The organism is Flexivirga aerilata, from assembly GCF_013002715.1.
Lineage (GTDB): Bacteria > Actinomycetota > Actinomycetes > Actinomycetales > Dermatophilaceae > Flexivirga > Flexivirga aerilata.
In genome coordinates, this window is sequence record NZ_JABENB010000001.1 from 416,048 (window position 1) to 431,300 (window position 15,253).

At 68.3% G+C, this 15,253-nt stretch carries 12 protein-coding genes and 1 tRNA gene; 10 read left to right on the top strand and 3 right to left on the bottom strand.

All coding sequences use genetic code 11. The features are described from left to right. Positions 1-25: 25 nt before the first annotated feature. Positions 26-1,309: an NAD(P)/FAD-dependent oxidoreductase gene (locus tag HJ588_RS02000; RefSeq protein ID WP_171151462.1), complete on the bottom strand. Its 1,284-nt coding sequence runs from the start codon at positions 1,307-1,309 to the stop codon at positions 26-28. A 141-nt stretch (positions 1,310-1,450) separates the two neighbouring features. On the opposite strand from HJ588_RS02000, the gene HJ588_RS02005 reads away from it, so the two are divergent. From HJ588_RS02005 to bagB, 3 genes are read left to right on the top strand one after another with little or no spacing between them, the layout of a single operon-like run. Then, entirely contained in the window at positions 1,451-2,179 is a 729-nt protein-coding gene (locus tag HJ588_RS02005) for a prolyl oligopeptidase family serine peptidase (protein ID WP_171151464.1), read from the top strand. 43 nt (positions 2,180-2,222) lie between these two features. Beyond that, positions 2,223-3,221 carry an ATPase BagA gene (bagA, locus tag HJ588_RS02010; protein ID WP_171151466.1) on the top strand — a complete coding sequence of 333 codons (999 nt, stop codon included), beginning with the start codon at positions 2,223-2,225 and terminating at the stop codon, positions 3,219-3,221. Continuing rightward, on the top strand, positions 3,218-4,378 hold the full coding sequence (gene bagB, locus HJ588_RS02015; protein ID WP_171151468.1) for an ArsA family ATPase: 1,161 nt from the start codon (positions 3,218-3,220) through the stop codon (positions 4,376-4,378). Before bagA ends, bagB begins: the two co-directional genes overlap by 4 nt. A gap of 373 nt (positions 4,379-4,751) precedes the next feature. On the opposite strand, the gene HJ588_RS02020 is transcribed toward bagB, so the two are convergent. Further along, positions 4,752-5,057: a WhiB family transcriptional regulator gene (locus HJ588_RS02020; protein WP_171151470.1), complete on the bottom strand. Its 306-nt coding sequence runs from the start codon at positions 5,055-5,057 to the stop codon at positions 4,752-4,754. Between the two features lie 217 nt (positions 5,058-5,274). On the opposite strand from HJ588_RS02020, the gene HJ588_RS02025 reads away from it, so the two are divergent. Continuing rightward, positions 5,275-7,623 carry a transglycosylase domain-containing protein gene (locus tag HJ588_RS02025; RefSeq protein ID WP_171151472.1) on the top strand — a complete coding sequence of 783 codons (2,349 nt, stop codon included), beginning with the start codon at positions 5,275-5,277 and terminating at the stop codon, positions 7,621-7,623. An 87-nt stretch (positions 7,624-7,710) separates the two neighbouring features. On the opposite strand, the gene HJ588_RS02030 is transcribed toward HJ588_RS02025, so the two are convergent. Continuing rightward, a complete protein-coding gene (locus tag HJ588_RS02030) occupies positions 7,711-8,163 on the bottom strand; it encodes a GatB/YqeY domain-containing protein (protein ID WP_171151474.1) in 453 nt (150 codons plus the stop codon). Positions 8,164-8,214: 51 nt separating this feature from the next. Between HJ588_RS02030 and HJ588_RS02035 the strand changes: the two genes are divergently transcribed. The 6 genes from HJ588_RS02035 to HJ588_RS02060 all read left to right on the top strand — a co-directional run bounded on the left by HJ588_RS02035 (position 8,215) and on the right by HJ588_RS02060 (position 15,200). Next, positions 8,215-9,150, top strand: coding sequence for a metallophosphoesterase (locus HJ588_RS02035; protein WP_171151476.1), 936 nt, complete (start codon positions 8,215-8,217; stop codon positions 9,148-9,150). Further along, the gene (locus tag HJ588_RS02040; protein WP_171151477.1) at positions 9,147-9,890 is read left to right on the top strand and encodes a fructosamine kinase family protein; all 744 of its coding nucleotides are present in this window, start codon (positions 9,147-9,149) and stop codon (positions 9,888-9,890) included. The genes HJ588_RS02035 and HJ588_RS02040 overlap by 4 nt, the downstream gene beginning before the upstream one ends. Before the next feature lie 81 nt (positions 9,891-9,971). Beyond that, positions 9,972-10,045 (top strand) — tRNA-Pro (locus HJ588_RS02045). Between the two features lie 219 nt (positions 10,046-10,264). Continuing rightward, positions 10,265-13,036, top strand: a complete 2,772-nt coding sequence (locus HJ588_RS02050; protein WP_171151480.1) for a type I restriction endonuclease subunit R — start codon at positions 10,265-10,267, stop codon at positions 13,034-13,036. Then, a complete protein-coding gene (locus HJ588_RS02055; RefSeq protein WP_171151482.1) occupies positions 13,033-14,292 on the top strand; it encodes a restriction endonuclease subunit S in 1,260 nt (419 codons plus the stop codon). The genes HJ588_RS02050 and HJ588_RS02055 overlap by 4 nt, the downstream gene beginning before the upstream one ends. Further along, positions 14,289-15,200: a restriction endonuclease gene (locus tag HJ588_RS02060; protein ID WP_171151484.1), complete on the top strand. Its 912-nt coding sequence runs from the start codon at positions 14,289-14,291 to the stop codon at positions 15,198-15,200. Before HJ588_RS02055 ends, HJ588_RS02060 begins: the two co-directional genes overlap by 4 nt. The last annotated feature ends 53 nt before the right edge of the window (positions 15,201-15,253 follow it).

Consider the following 15,253-nt stretch of genomic DNA (forward strand, 5'->3'; position numbering starts at 1 on the left):
CCGGGCCGGTATGACGGTTCAGGCGTCAGCGGGTCGGGTCGAAGGGCAGCAGCTCCGGCGGCGTGACGCCGGTGACCATCTGCTCGGCGAGCAGCTGGCCCGACAGCGGGCCGAGGGTGATGCCCCACATGCCGTGGCCGCCGTTGGTGAAGACCCGCGGCACCTTGGTCGCGCCGACGAGCGGCAGACCGTCGACGGTGACCGGGCGGCCGCCGACCCAGGTGTCCTGCCGGTCGTCCCAGTCGACGCCGGACAGCAGCGGGCGGCCGTTCTTGACGATCGCGTCGACCCGCTCCTCGTGCAGCGGCTCCTCGGTGCCCGCGAACTCCATCGTCCCGCCGACCCGCAACCGGTCGCCGAGCGGCGTGCACGCGACCCGCTCGTAGGGGAAGTAGACCGGGCACGGCACCGGACGCATCGAAGGGTCGGTGACCGTGACCGAGAAGCTGTAACCACGGCCGGCGCGCAGGGGCGTCCGCACTCCGCAGTCCCGGGCCAGCTCGGGCAGCCACGCGCCGGTGGCGAGCACGACGGCGTCGCCCGAGATCGGCTCGCCGCTCATCATCTCGACGGTGACGCCGCCCGGGCCGTGCCGCAGGGCACGGGCGTTGGACCCGATGACGAGCCGGCCGCCCCGGTCGGTGACGGCGTTCGCGAGCGCGTCGACATACTCGCCGGGGTTGATGAAGCGCTGGCCGCCGAGCCGGATCGCCTTCTCGACGTCGGGGCTCACGATCGGCAGCTCCGCGCGCAGCGTGGCGTTGTCGACCTCGGTGGCCTCCAGCTCCAGGCCGGCCTCGCGGATCAGCTCGACCTCGTGCTCCAGCCCGGCGGCGTCCTCGGCGCGCCGGAAGGCCGCCATGATCGGGGCGTCGTGGGAGGTCGCCCGCACGCCGTGCGACTCGAGGAACTCATAGGCCTCGATCGCGCGCCGGTTGACCGGCACGTACTTGTCCATCGTCCGCTTCCACTGACCCGGGGTGCAGCGCCGGGCGAAGCCGAGCAGGAAGGACGCCAGCTTCGGGTCCGGCTTCATCGGGATGTAGAGCGGCGAGTCCGGGTCGAGCAGCGCCTTCATGCCGTACTTGATGACCGACGGGTCGGAGAGCGGCACGCAGAGCCCGGGCGACACCCAGCCGGCGTTGCCCCAGGAGCTGCCGGCGGCGACCCCGGAACGCTCGACGACGGTCACCTCCACCCCGCGCTCCTGCAGGTGCCACGCGGTCGAGAGGCCGACCATGCCGGCTCCGACCACGACGACGTGCGGCGTGCGCTGCCCCTTCACAGCGCGCAACGGTTCCTGAGGCATTTCGGCTCCTTGATCTACGATATTCCCGCTCTCGCGACGGTAGCACCGCTGATTTCGTAGCGACAACCGGCGCAGATCGAACTAGTCGGTACTTGCCGGTAACTTGGGGGAACCCGCGGCGCCGTCGATAGAGTCGCGGCCGTGCCCGACTTCTCCGCGCCCGACCGGAAGCCCGACCTCACCCGCAGCTACGGCAGTCATCCCGATCAGGTGTATGACGTCCGCACGCCCACCGGGGATGCCCGCGACGCGACCGTGCTGCTGGTCCACGGCGGCTTCTGGCGCCCGGCCTACGACCGGCTGCACACCGGCCCGCAGGCAACTGCGTTGGCGGACAAGGGCTTTCACGTCGCGTCGCTCGAATACCGGCGCATCCCCGGCGACTGGGCGGCGATGGCGCACGACCTGCGGGCCGGTCTCGCGGCCGTGCGAGCCGACCCGGAGCTGCCGGATGACGTTGTGCTGGTGGGACATTCGGCCGGTGGGCACCTGGTGACCTGGGCCCTCCATCAGCCCGAGGCTGCCGGGGTCGCGGGTGCGGTCTCGCTCGCCGGCGCGGTCGACCTGCACCTGGCGCGGGACCTCGGGCTGGGCGACGGCGCGGCCAACGCCCTGATGGGCGACGCCGACGAATCCGTATGGCGCGCAGCCGATCCCGCACTTCTCGGCCCTCCCCCTGCGCCGGTGCGGCTGATCCACGGCACGGCCGACGACGTCGTGCCGGTCGAGGTGTCGGAGAGCTACCAGGCCGCGGCCGGCTCCGGCATACCGCTCACCGTGCTGACGGGAGCCACGCATCACGACCTGATCGACCCGGACTCGCCGCACTTCGCCGCGGCCGTGCGGGACCTGTCCGACCTCACGTCGTGATCACCCCTTCGGGCGCGGGTCCGCGCGGGATAACGTTTGCGGCATGACGAGCGACTGGGACGGAGTGCGGCTGCACATCGTGACCGGCAAGGGCGGCACCGGCAAGACGACCGTCGCCGCCGCGCTCGCGATGTCTCTCGCGACCGAGGGCAAGCGGGTGCTGCTCGCCGAGGTCGAGGGCCGGCAGGGCATCAGCGGTGTCCTCGACGTGCCACGGCTCGGCGAGGACGAGGTGCAGGTGGCGACCGGGTCCGCGGGCGGCCAGGTGATGGGCCTCGCCGTCGACCCGAAGGCCGCCCTGCTCGAATACCTGCAGATGTTCTACAAGCTCGGCATGGCCGGCGGCATGCTGGAGCGGTTCGGGGTCGTCGACTTCGCCACGACCGTCGCGCCCGGGCTGCGCGACGTGCTGCTGATCGGCAAGGTCTACGAGGCGGTCCGGCGCCGCCCCGGCCGTCGCGGCGTCCGTCAGGACCAGGTCTACGACGCCGTCGTGCTCGACGCGCCGCCGACCGGCCGGGTCGGCCAGTTCCTCGCGGTCAACCAGGCGATGTCGGGCCTTGCCAAGGTCGGTCCGGTGAAGAACCAGGCCGACTCGATCAACGAACTGCTCCAATCCGACCAGACCGCAGTGCATCTGGTCACCCTGCTGGAGGAGATGCCGGTGCAGGAGACCGTCGACGCGGTGGCCGAGCTGCGCTCGCTGTCCCTCCCACTTGGTGCGGTGATCATCAACCAGGAGCGCACCCCGCCGGCCGACGAGCACACCCGAAAGCTGCTGGCCGCAACCGATTTCGACACCACGCCGCTCGCCGACGACCTCGGGGAGCTGGGCCTGCGGGTCGGGCCGACGCTCGTCGGCGGCCTCGTGCAGACCGGGCGCGACCTGATCGACCGGCTGGAGCTGGAGCACCAGGAGCGGGAGACGATCGCCGGGCTGGGACTGCCGACATACCACCTGCCGTTGCTGCCCGATGGGCTCGACGCCGGCGGCCTGCTCCAGCTCGAGGCGGCACTGACCGAGCAGGAGGCGCGCGTATGACGCAGGCCCTCGACATCGACCGGCTGATCGCCGACGACTCGGTGCACACGATCGTGTGCTGCGGATCCGGCGGGGTCGGCAAGACGACAACCGCGGCGGCAGTGGCGATCCGCGCGGCCGAGCAGGGCCGCACGGTGGCCGTGCTGACCATCGACCCCGCGCGCCGGCTCGCGCAGGCGCTCGGCCTCGCGCACCTGGACAACGAGCCCGCGCCGGTGGAGTCGATCGACACCTCGGCCGGCGGCTCGCTCGACGCGATGATGCTGGACATGAAGCGCACCTTCGACGAGGTCGTGGTGCGGCACGCCGACCCGGGTCGGGCGCAGCAGATCCTGGAAAACCCCTTTTACCAGGCGGTTTCGAGCTCGTTCGCCGGCACGCAGGAGTACATGGCGATGGAGCGGCTCGGGCAGTTGCACGCCGAGCAGCGGGACGGCCGAGCCCGGTGGGACCTCATCGTGGTCGACACCCCGCCGTCCCGGTCGGCGCTGGACTTCCTCGACGCGCCGAAGCGGCTCGGGTCGTTTCTCGACGGCCGTTTCATCCGGCTGATGATGTCGCCGGCGAAGGCCGGTGGCCGCGCCTACCTCAAGGTGGTCTCGGTCGGCGTCAACTCGGTGACCGCGGTGATGTCCAAGATCGTCGGCGGACAGTTCCTCAAGGACGCGCAGACGTTCGTCGCCGCGCTGGACACGATGTTCGGTGGTTTCCGGGAGCGGGCCGAGCAGACCTACGCGCTGCTCGGTGACGCGTCGACGGCTTTCGTGGTGGTGGCGACCCCCGAGCGGGACGCGCTGCGCGAGGCGTCCTACTTCGCCGGCCGGCTCGGCGAGGAGGGCATGCCGCTCGCCGGCCTGGTGGTCAACCGCCTGCAGCGCACGCACGTGCCGTCGCTCAAGGCGGGACGCGCGGAGGTGGCGGCGGAGGCAGCCGACGAACTCCCCGCGCGGCGCGGCAAGGGCTGGCAGCCCACGGACACCGCGAGCCTGCTGAGCCTGCACGCCGACCTGGCGGCCACCGCGGCACGCCACGAGGCCGCCATCGGCCGCTTCACCGCCGCCCACCCGACGATCCCCCAGGTGCTGGTGGGCGCGGCCGCGCACGACGTCAACGACATCGCGCAGTTGCGCGAGATCGGCGACGAGCTCGCGGGATAGCGGTGGTCGAGTAGCGGCCTGCGGTGGTCGAGTAGCGGCGAGGAACGAGCCGCGTATCGAGACCACCGGTTGAGTTGGTCGAGTAGCGGCGAGGAACGAGCCGCGTATCGAGACCACCGGTTGAGTTGGTCGAGTAGCGGCGAGGAACGAGCCGCGTATCGAGACCACCACCGCAGGTTTCGATACGCTCCTCCGCTGCGCTCCCCCGCTACTCAACCAGCGAGAGGGCCCCCGCTACCCAACCAGTGGCAGTCATGGTGGTCGAGTAGCGGCGAGGAACGAGCCGCGTATCGAGACCACCACCGCAGGTTTCGATACGCTCCTCCGCTACTCAACCAGCGAGAGGGCCCCGCTACTCAACCAGCGGAGACGATCAACCAAGCTCGTCGGCGCGGGCGGTCTTGAAGAGCTGCTCCCAGGAGCGCACGTCGGGCCGGCGGCGCAGCAGGGCGCGACGCTCGCGCTCCGTCATACCGCCCCAGACCCCGTATTCGGTCTTGTTGTCGAGTGCGTCGGCGAGGCACTCGGCCACCACCGGGCAGCGCTGACAGATGACCTTGGCGGTCTGCTGTGCGGCACCCTTCGCAAAAAGCTCGTCCGGGGAGCTGCCGGTGCGGCATACGGCCCGCGCCGCCCAGTTGTCGTCCCAGATCACCTTGTCCGGCATCACTGCAGTCATAGTCGTTCGGCCTTCCCCACCACGCTGCTCAACAGGTCCCACGCCCCCGCGTGTGTCTGGGAGCACGTTATGTCTCCCGCCGTTCACCCGCTAGACCTATTGGGAACTATTTCGAAATAGCTCGTTCGGACTATACGTGCGGTCAGGCCACCAGCGCTAGAGTGCGCGGCCCGCGTCCTGCGCGGCGCGGACAGTTTCGGCGGTTACTCTGGCGCTCATGCGTCACGTGACCCGCTTCGGCACAGTGTTCAGCCTGCTCGGCGCGCTCATCGCGACAGCTATCGCGATGGGCCTGGTCGCCGCAGGGCTCGCGCTGCCCGCGATCGGTGCCGCCGGTCAGGCGACGAACGGCAGCATAAAGCTGTTCAACCAGATTCCGAGCAACATTGAGATGAATCCGTTGGCGCAGCAGTCCCGGATCCTCGCCGCGGACGGGTCGGTGCTCGCCACCCCGTTCAACCAGAACCGCATCGTGGTGCCGTTCGACAAGATCTCCCAGAACATGAAGAACGCCCAGGTGGCGATCGAGGACGAGCGGTTCTACCAGCACGGCGCGATCGACTCCAAGGGTCTCCTGCGGGCGATCAGCTCCAACGTGTTCAGCAACGGCACCCAGGGCGCGTCGACGCTGACCCAGCAGTACGTCAAGGTCATGCAGCAGAACCAGGCGATCAACACCGGCAACGAGGAGGCCGCCAACCGCGCCGTGACGCAGAGCGGCATGGAGGGTTACGTCCGCAAGCTGCAGCAGCTGAAGTACGCGGTCACGATCGAGCAGAAGTACACCAAGGATCAGATCCTGGACGGCTATCTCAACCTGGTCTACTACGGCGGTCAGGCGTATGGCGTGGAGGCCGCAGCCCGGCACTACTTCGGCATCCCGGCGGCCCAGCTCAACCTGCAGCAGTCGGCGATGCTCGCCGGGGTGGTCAACGAGCCGGGCCGGCTGGACCCGACGACCAACCCCGAGGGTGTGCTCGCCCGCCGCAACGTGGTGCTGGACAAGATGTACCAGCAGAAGCTGATCAGCTACACCCAGCTGGTCGACGCCAAGAAGTCGCCGCTCGGGCTGAAGCTGACCCAGGTCAACTCCAACTCGTGCGCCAACTCCAAGTACGCCTACTTCTGCTACTACGTGATGGGCTGGCTGCAGACGCAGCCGGCGCTCGGCAAGGACCCGAAGTCGCGGCTGGCGACGCTGCAGAGCGGCGGCCTGACGATCAAGACCAGCTTCGACCCCAAGCTCGCCGACACCATCGACAAGGAGATCCGCAAGAAGGTGCCGCAGGGCAACTCCGAGGGCATCGACTCCGCCGGCATCATCATCCAGCCGGGCACCGGCCTGGTGCTGGCCAGCGGTCAGAACACGCAGTATTCCAACGTGGCGGGCGCGGGCAAGAACGCGCAGAACTTCACCACCGACGGCGAGGGCTACGCCTATGGCTCGACGGCGAAGCTGTTCACCGTGGTCAACGCCCTCGAGGCGGGGTGGTCGCCCGACAAGAAGATCACCGTGCCGCCATACAACACCAAGAGCTCGGCGGACGCCCCGGCGCACGCGTTCACCAGCGCCAACTTCCCCGGCCGGTGCGGCCTGACGCCGGGTACGACGTGGCGGCTGCCCAACGACAAGCCGTATCCCCCGGCCGGGCAGCGGATGAGCCTGAAGGACGCGACCGCGCAGTCGGTCAACACGATCTTCGCGCAGATGGTGAGCGAGCTCGGCGCGTGCAACGTGCTGAAGACGACCAGCAAGTTCGGGGTGCAGAGCGGCACCGGTCAGCAGATCCAGTCGACGGCCGCGTCGATCACCCTGGGCACCTCGGACGTGACCCCGCTGGACCTCACCAACGCCTACGCGACGATCGCCGCCAACGGCAAGTACTGCCCGCCGCGGCCGGTCGTGGCGATCACCGACGGCAACGGCAAGAAGCTGCCGCTGTCGGGCACCGCGTGCAAGCAGCTGGTCAGCCCGAAGGTGGCGGCCGAGACGTCGGAGATCTTCCAGTCGGTGATCACCGACCCGGCGGGTACGACGCACGGCGACATCCTGCTCAACGGCAACCGGCCGGCCGCCGGTAAGACCGGCACCGAGGACGGCTCGAAGAACATCTGGTTCGTCGGTTACACCCCGCAGATGGCGACCGGAGTCTGGGTGGGCCACAACAAGGCGCCGGCGCCGATGAAGGACATCACGCTGGCCGGCCAGAAGTACAAGGACTACGTCTTCGCCGGGGACCTCGCGGCACCGATCTGGAAGAACGTGATGGACGCGGCGCTCAAGGGCAAGCCGATCGAATACTTCCAGAAGCCGGACGGCAGCACGCCCAAGTCGAAGCCCGCGCCGAAGGCGACCGCGTCGACCCCGCCGCCGCCCACGCCGGTCGGCCCGACCGGCAACTACTCGCCGCGCACCTACACTCCGCAGAACAACGGGACGGGTACGACGCAGGCGCCGGTGGTGCCGCGCGCGACCGCGCAGAAGGAGACCCCGAAGGCGACCGTCCGGCAGCAGCCGACGACCAAGCCGACGTCGACGGCTCAGCCGACGGCGAGCGGCAAGTAGGCGGTCAGCGACCGACCTTGAGCAACGGGCGGGCCCCGGTGCGGCGTAGGCCGCACCGGGGCCTGCCCCGTGTTCAGTGGGTGAGGTTCAGTGGGCGAGCGCCTGCTTCACCAGCGCCGCGACCTTGCCGCCGTCGGCGCGTCCGGCGATCTGCGGCTGCACGACCTTCATTACCGCACCCATGCCGGCCATGCTGTCGGCACCGGTCTGCGCGATCGCGTCCCGCACGATCGTCTGCAGCTCGTCGTCGGTGAGCTGCTTGGGCAGATACTCCTCCAGCACGGCGAGCTCGGCGCGTTCGTTCGCGGCCAGCTCGTCGCGGCCGGCTGCGTCATACGCCTCGGCGGCCTCGCGGCGCTTCTTGGCCTCCTTGGTGATCACCTGCTGCACGTCGGCGTCGGTGAGCTCCTTGTGCTCCTTGCCGGCGACCTCCGCGTTGGTGATGGCGGCGATCGTCATCCGCAGGGTGCCGGTGCGCACCTGGTCGCGGGCGCGCAATGCGGCGGTCAGGTCATCGCGCAGGGTCTGCTTGCTCGTCATGGAGCCAGTCTGACAGGCGGCACTCAGCGGCCTGCGCATAATTGACCGGTCATGCATGCACTCGCCAAGGCAACCACCGCCGTCGCAGCTGCCGGGGCCGGCACGCTCGCCTGGTCCTCCCTCGTCGAACGTCACCTCTACACGCTGCGCCGTTTCCGGCTGCCGGTGCTCGCGCCGGGCTCGCGGCCGCTGCGGGTGCTGCATCTCAGCGACCTGCACCTGGTGCCGCGGCAGCAGCGCCGCATCGACTGGGTGCGCGGTTTGGCAGCACTGGAGCCGGATTTCGTGATCAACACCGGCGACAACTGCTCCGACCTCGACGCGGTGCCGGCGGTGCTGCACGCGATGGAACCGCTGCTGGACTTCCCCGGCGCGTTCGTGCTCGGCTCGAACGACTACTACGCGCCGGCACCGAAGAACCCGCTGAAGTATGTCGGGATCGGCGCACCCCACAAGAAGGGCGCCGACCTGGAGGTGGCGTCGCTGCCGGTCGAGGAGCTGGTCGAGGGCTTCACCGCCGGTGGCTGGATCGACCTCGACAACGTGCGGCGGACTGTCGACATCAATGGCGAGCCAGTCGAATTCGTCGGGGTGAACGACCCGCACATCGAGCTGGACGACTACGCCGCGGTCGCCGGTCCTGCCGCCTCCGATGTCGCCTTGACGATGGGCGTGCTGCATGCGCCGTATGTGCGGGTGCTCGACGCGATGAGCGCCGACGCGGCGCGCCTGATGCTCGCCGGGCACACCCACGGCGGGCAGGTGTGCGTGCCGTACTACGGCGCGCTGACGACCAACTGCGACCTGGACAACGCTCGCGCCAAAGGGGTTTCGCGCTGGTGGCCCGGCGCGGCAACGGGCGTCGCGGCTCCGCCGGACGCCGCGTGGCTCGAGGTGTCGGCGGGCATCGGGCACAACAAGTACAACCCGGTGCGGCTCGCGTGCCGCCCGGAGGCGACGCTGCTGACGCTGGTGCCCGGGGCGTGACCGCGGGCGGTTTCGTCAAGCGGGTCGCCTCGGAGCGGGCGGGTGCGTGGGAGGCGGCCGGGTTGTCGTGGCTGCGGGTGCCGGGCGGCGCACCGGTCGTGGGCGTCGAGTCAGTGTCCCCGGATCAGCTTGTGCTGCAACGCCTTTCGCCGATCTCACCATCGGTCGCGCAGGTCGAGTCGTTCGGCCGGCAGCTCGCCGCGACCCATGCGACCGGTGCCTCGGGTTTCGGTGTCGGGCCGGACGGATGGACCCGCGACGGCCTGCAGGGGCCGGCGGACGACCTGATCCCGCTGCCACTCGGGCCCTATGACTCCTGGGGCGCGATGTATGCCGACCTGCGGGTCGAGCCGTTGGCGCGCCAGGCGGGGCTCCTGGGCGCGGCCGAGGGGCTGCTCGGGCGGCTGCGGGGCGGAGAGTTCGACGAGACGGTCGCCGCGCCGGCGCGACTGCACGGTGACCTGTGGGCCGGCAACGTGGTGTGGACCGCGGCCGGCGGGGTGCTGATCGACCCGGCCGCGCACGGTGGGCACCCGGAGTCCGACCTGGGCGCGCTCACGCTCTTCGGGGCGCCGCACCTGGAGCGGCTGCTTGCGTCATACATCGAGGTGGCGGGGGTGGCCGACGGCTGGCGCGAGCGCCTCCCCCTCATGCAGCTGCATCTGGTCCTGCTGCACGCGGTGCTCTTCGGCGGCGGGTATGTCGGGCAGGCAGCGTCCATCCTGCGCCGCTACGCCTAGCCCGATTGGGCGAATCCGCGGGTCAGCTTGTATCGTTGCTTCTCGCTGCGTGCGTCCCGCTGGGGCGCTCGCGGCATGCCACGGGGTGTGGCGCAGCTTGGTAGCGCGCTTCGTTCGGGACGAAGAGGTCGCAGGTTCAAATCCTGTCACCCCGACAGTGTGATGTCTTGAGGACATCGGAATGGCCCGGACCTGCATTGTGCAGGTTCGGGTCATTTTTGTGGGCGTGGGTTCGGGTGGTCGACCGCTGCACGGTTGAGACCGCAACGGTAAGCATGCCCGGACGATGGCGACGCAAGCCGATATTTGAGAGCCCTCCAGGCTGGCGCGAGATCGCAAACGTTCCGGGTAGTTCGCAGTAACCTGCGAGCATCATGAATGCGTCATCAGGGGACGAGGCTCGGGTTGCTGCCGAGGCACGGGCGCGTTTACTCATCGATCGCCAACTGACCGACGCAGGCTGGATGGTGCAGGACAAGAAGGCGCTCAACCTCTTCGCCGCGCAAGGCGTCGCGTGCCGCGAGGTCACCATGGCGTCCGGGCACGGTCGCGCGGACTATCTGCTGTATGTCGACCAGCGCGCCGTCGGTGTCATCGAGGCCAAGCCGCAGGGCACGACGCTGAGTGGTGTCGAGTGGCAGTCGGCGATGTATGCCGAGGGCCTCCCGTCCGACATACGGCTCAAGGCACTCACGACGGACGGACGGCTGCCGTTTATCTTCGAGGCGAGCGGCACCGAGACGCACTTCACCAACGGCTATGACCCGGACGCACGGTCGCGGCAGCTGTTCGCGTTTCCGCAGCCGGCGACGCTCGCCCGCATCATCCGCGATGCCGAAGCCGAGGATTCACCGACCTGGCGCGCGAAGGTGCGCCACCTCCCCGAGCTCGACATGACGAGCCTGCGGCCGGCGCAGATCACCGCGATCAACGGCGTGGAGCACTCACTCGCCGCGCAGCATTTCGACCGTTCACTGGTACAGATGGCAACCGGTGCCGGCAAGACCTACACCGCCGTCACGCTCGCCTTTCGGCTGCTGAAGTTTGGCGGCTTCAAGCGCATCCTCTTCCTCGTCGACCGCAACAACCTCGCCGAGCAGACGATCGCGGAGTTCCAGAACTACCGCACGCCCGGCGACGGCCGCCGCTTCACCGAGATCTACAACGTCGACAAGCTCACGCGCGCCGGCATGCTCGCCAGCAGCAACGTCGTGATCTCGACCATCCAGCGCGTTTACAAGGCGCTCCAGGGCGAGGAGGTGACCGCGGACGACGACCCGGGCCTGGACGACTTCGTCCCGGACTCCCCCGTGACCGTCGCCTACAGCGCCCAATTGCCGCCCGAGACGTTCGACCTGGTCGTCGTCGACGAGGCGCACCGCTCGATCTACGGCGTATGGCGCAGCGTCCTCGAATACTTCGACGCGCACGTCGTCGGCCTGACCGCGACACCCGGCAAGCAGACGTTCGCGTTCTTCCGGCAGAACCTGGTCTCCGAATACACCTACCCGCAGTCGGTCGCCGACCGCGTCAACGTCGACTTCGACCTCTACCGGATCCGCACCGAGATCTCCGAATGCGGCAACTCGATCGACGCCGGCACGATCGTCCCGAAGGTCGACCGCCGGACCCGTCAGCAGCGACTCGAAGCGCTCGAAGAGGACCTGGAATACACCCACAAGCAGCTCGACCGCGCGGTCACCGCCAAGTCGCAGATCCGCTTGGTGTTGGAGACGTTCCGGGACCGGCTGTTCACCGAGATCTTTCCCGGCCGTTCGACCGTCCCGAAGACGCTGATCTTCGCCAAGGACGACGCGCACGCCGAGGAGATCGTCACCGCGGTGCGCGAAGTGTTCGGCAAGGGCAACGACTTCGCCGCCAAGATCACCTACAACGCCCGCGACCCCAAGGGCCAGCTGCAGGCGTTCCGGACGTCCCCGAGTCTGCGCATCGCGGTCACCGTCGACATGATCGCCACCGGCACCGACGTGAAGCCGCTGGAGTGCGTCTTCTTCATGCGCGACGTGCGCTCGGCGCAGTACTTCGAGCAGATGAAGGGCCGCGGCGCCCGCACCATCACCCCGGCCGATTTTCAGTCGGTCACCCCGGACGCGGCGGGCAAGGACCGGTTCGTCATCGTCGACGCCGTCGGGGTCACCGAGCACGACTTCGTCGATCCGCCGCTGAACCGCGAGAAGGGCGTCTCGCTCAAGAAGCTGCTCGACAAAGCGGCGACGTTGTCGCTGACCGAGGACGAGACCGCCACTCTCGCCTCCCGATTGGCCAAGTTGGAGTTGGACCTCACCCCGGCCGAGCGCGAGGAGCTGGACGATGTCGCCGGTATGCCGGTCCGCGACATCGTCCGCGGACTGGTCGACGCGGTCGACCCGGACACCCAGGCTCGAGCGCTGGTTGAGCAGGGCGACGAAGGAGCCCGTGTCGAAACCATTCAGCAGTTGTTGGACCCCGCGACACGCCCGCTGGCCGCCAACCCCGAACTACGCAGCCGCATCCTGGAGCTACGCGCCACACACGACCGGATCATCGACGAGGTCAACGCCGACACCCTGATCGACGCCGGCGGCGTGGTCGACACCCGCCGGGCGCAGTCGGTGGTCGAGTCCTGGCAGGCCTACCTGAACGAGCACCGCGACGAGATCACCGCCATCCAGCTGCTCGGCGAAGCCCGCGTGCGACGCATCAACTTCGCCGACATCCAAGAACTCGCCGACCGCATCAGCCGGCCACCGCACAACTGGACCACCGACATCATCTGGCACGCCTACGAGACGCTGTATGTGGACAAGGTCCGCCACAGCGACCGGCACACCCTGACCGACCTGGTGTCCTTGCTGCGCTATACCGTCGGCGTCGATGACGAGCTGGTGCCGTTTGCCGACCGCGTGCGCGAGCGGTATGCCGCCTGGCTCGCCCAACAGGAGCAGTCGGGCACGAAATTCACGGAGACACAAAGGTGGTGGCTGGACCGGATGGTCGAAGTGATCGCGAACTCCGCCGGCATCACCGCCGAAGACCTCGACGAAGCACCCTTCACCGAACGCGGTGGGGTCGATGGTGCCCTGCGTGACCTCGGCGACCAAGCCGCCGACCTGCTGGAGAACCTCAACGCGGAGCTCACCGCGTGAAAGCACCGCTCGTCTCGCTCAGCCGACTCGGCGAACGCGGGCTCTTCCGGGACGGCGATTGGGTCGAGTCGAAGGATCAGGACGCGTCAGGAACCGTAAGGCTGACACAACTCGCCGACGTAGGGGTCGGAACGTTCAGGAATCGATCTGATCGCTGGATGCGCGAAGATCAAGCCGACCGGCTCGGCTGCACATTTCTTCAGCCAGCAGACATTCTGGTCGCACGAATGCCTGAGCCACTCGGGCGAGCCTGCCTAGCGCCAGAAGGCATCGGCCGTGCCGTGACCGCGGTCGACGTCGCCATCCTCCGTGTAGATCACTCCGCCGTGTCTCCTGCGTATGTGATGTGGATGATCAACGCCCCACAGTTCAACGCGGAGGTTGTCGCACGGCAAAGCGGCACCACCCGCAAGCGAATCTCGCGCAAGAACCTCGCTGCTCTTGCTGTGCCGCTGCCAGACCTTGCAGAGCAGCAGCGAATCGTCGAGATCCTCGAAGACCACCTCTCACACCTCGACGCAGCGGCGGATTATGCGTCCGCTGTGGAACGAAGACTTGCATCCCTCCGGCGTTCGACCCTTGAAGAGCTGTTCGGCCGAAGCAGCAAGCGGGTGCCACTCAAACAGCTGGTGGACCACATTGAAGCCGGCAAGTCTCTCGGTGGGGCGGCTGCAGCTGCCCGCGACCAGGAGTGGGGAATCATCAAAGTCTCCGCGATGACTTGGGGCAAATTCCTGCCAGAAGAGAACAAGGCGATTCCCGCCGACCGGGCGGATCCGAGATACGAGATCCACGCCGGCGATCTCCTGGTCAGTCGGGCGAACACTTCGGAATACGTCGGAGCGAGCGTCCTGGTCGATGATCCAGGTCGGCCGCGACTGCTATTGAGCGACAAGAGTCTTCGAGTCGTGCCGACCGCCGACACCAACCCGGCCTGGCTTTGGCGAGCGCTGCAGAGTCCCACGTCCCGCGCGCAGATCTCGGCACTGGCGACTGGGACCAAGGACTCAATGCGGAACATCTCGCAAAAGTCCCTGCTTCGCGTCCATGTGCCCGATGTCGGAACCGAGGAGCAGGAAGCCGCCGTGCAGCAGTTCACGGAGGCCGAGCAGAAGTGGGGGATTCTCGAGTCTGAGCTGTCCCGCTCGAGGGCCCGCGCCCAGTCATTACGCCGCGCGGTCCTGGCCGCAGCCTTCAGCGGGAAGTTGACCGGCCGTCACACCGACGACGAAGTGGTCGAGGAGATCGCAGGATGATTCCGGACTTCCAGACTCTCATGCGGCCAGTCCTGGCCCTCCTCGCCGACGGTGCCGTGCGCCGCTCACGTGACGTCAAGGATGCGATGGCTGAGGAGTTTGACCTGACAGAGGCGGAGCGCGCCGAGCTTCTTCCGAGTGGCCGGCAGCGAACCATCGACAACCGGATCGGCTGGTCGCTCACCTACCTCTCGCAGGCCGGGCTCGTCGCCCGTCCGAGTCGCGGGCACGTCGTCATCACCGACGACGGGCGCGCCGCTCTCAGGGCGAACCCGACCCGCATCGACATGAAGACCCTGGAGGCATATCCGGCATACCTCGACTTCCGGGATCGCACCCGGGAGAAAGCGGCGGCGACAGCGGTTACCACCGGCGACGACCGCAGGGAGGCCACCCCGAGCGACCTCGTCGAACAGGCGCTGTCGACGAACCGGGCAGCTGTCGAAGGCGAGGTGCTACAGGCCGCGCTCGCCCTGTCACCGACCGGGTTCGAAGATCTTGTGATTCGACTGCTCGAACGGATGGGATACGGCAAGGCCGGTTCGGTCGAGCGCACCAGCGCGTCCGGAGACGCCGGCGTCGACGGCATCATCAGCCAGGACCCACTCGGTCTCGATCGCATCTATGTGCAGGCGAAGCGGTATGCCGAAGATCGAACCATCGATCGTCCCCGCATCCATGAGTTCGCCGGCGCCCTGCTCGGAAAGCAAGGAGACAGAGGCGTTTTCATCACGACATCCCGCTTCTCCAACGGCGCCGTCCAAGAGGCCGAACGCATCAACGCACGGATCGAGCTGATCGACGGCCGTCGCCTGGCGGAACTCCTCGTCGCCTACGGCGTCGGTGTCCAATCGGATCAGACCGTCACTCTGTACCGGTTGGATGAAGACTTCTTCGACGGCTTGTAATATTGAGGGACCATATCCCCCGAGCCACTCAACGATGCGCAACCGGGGGATCT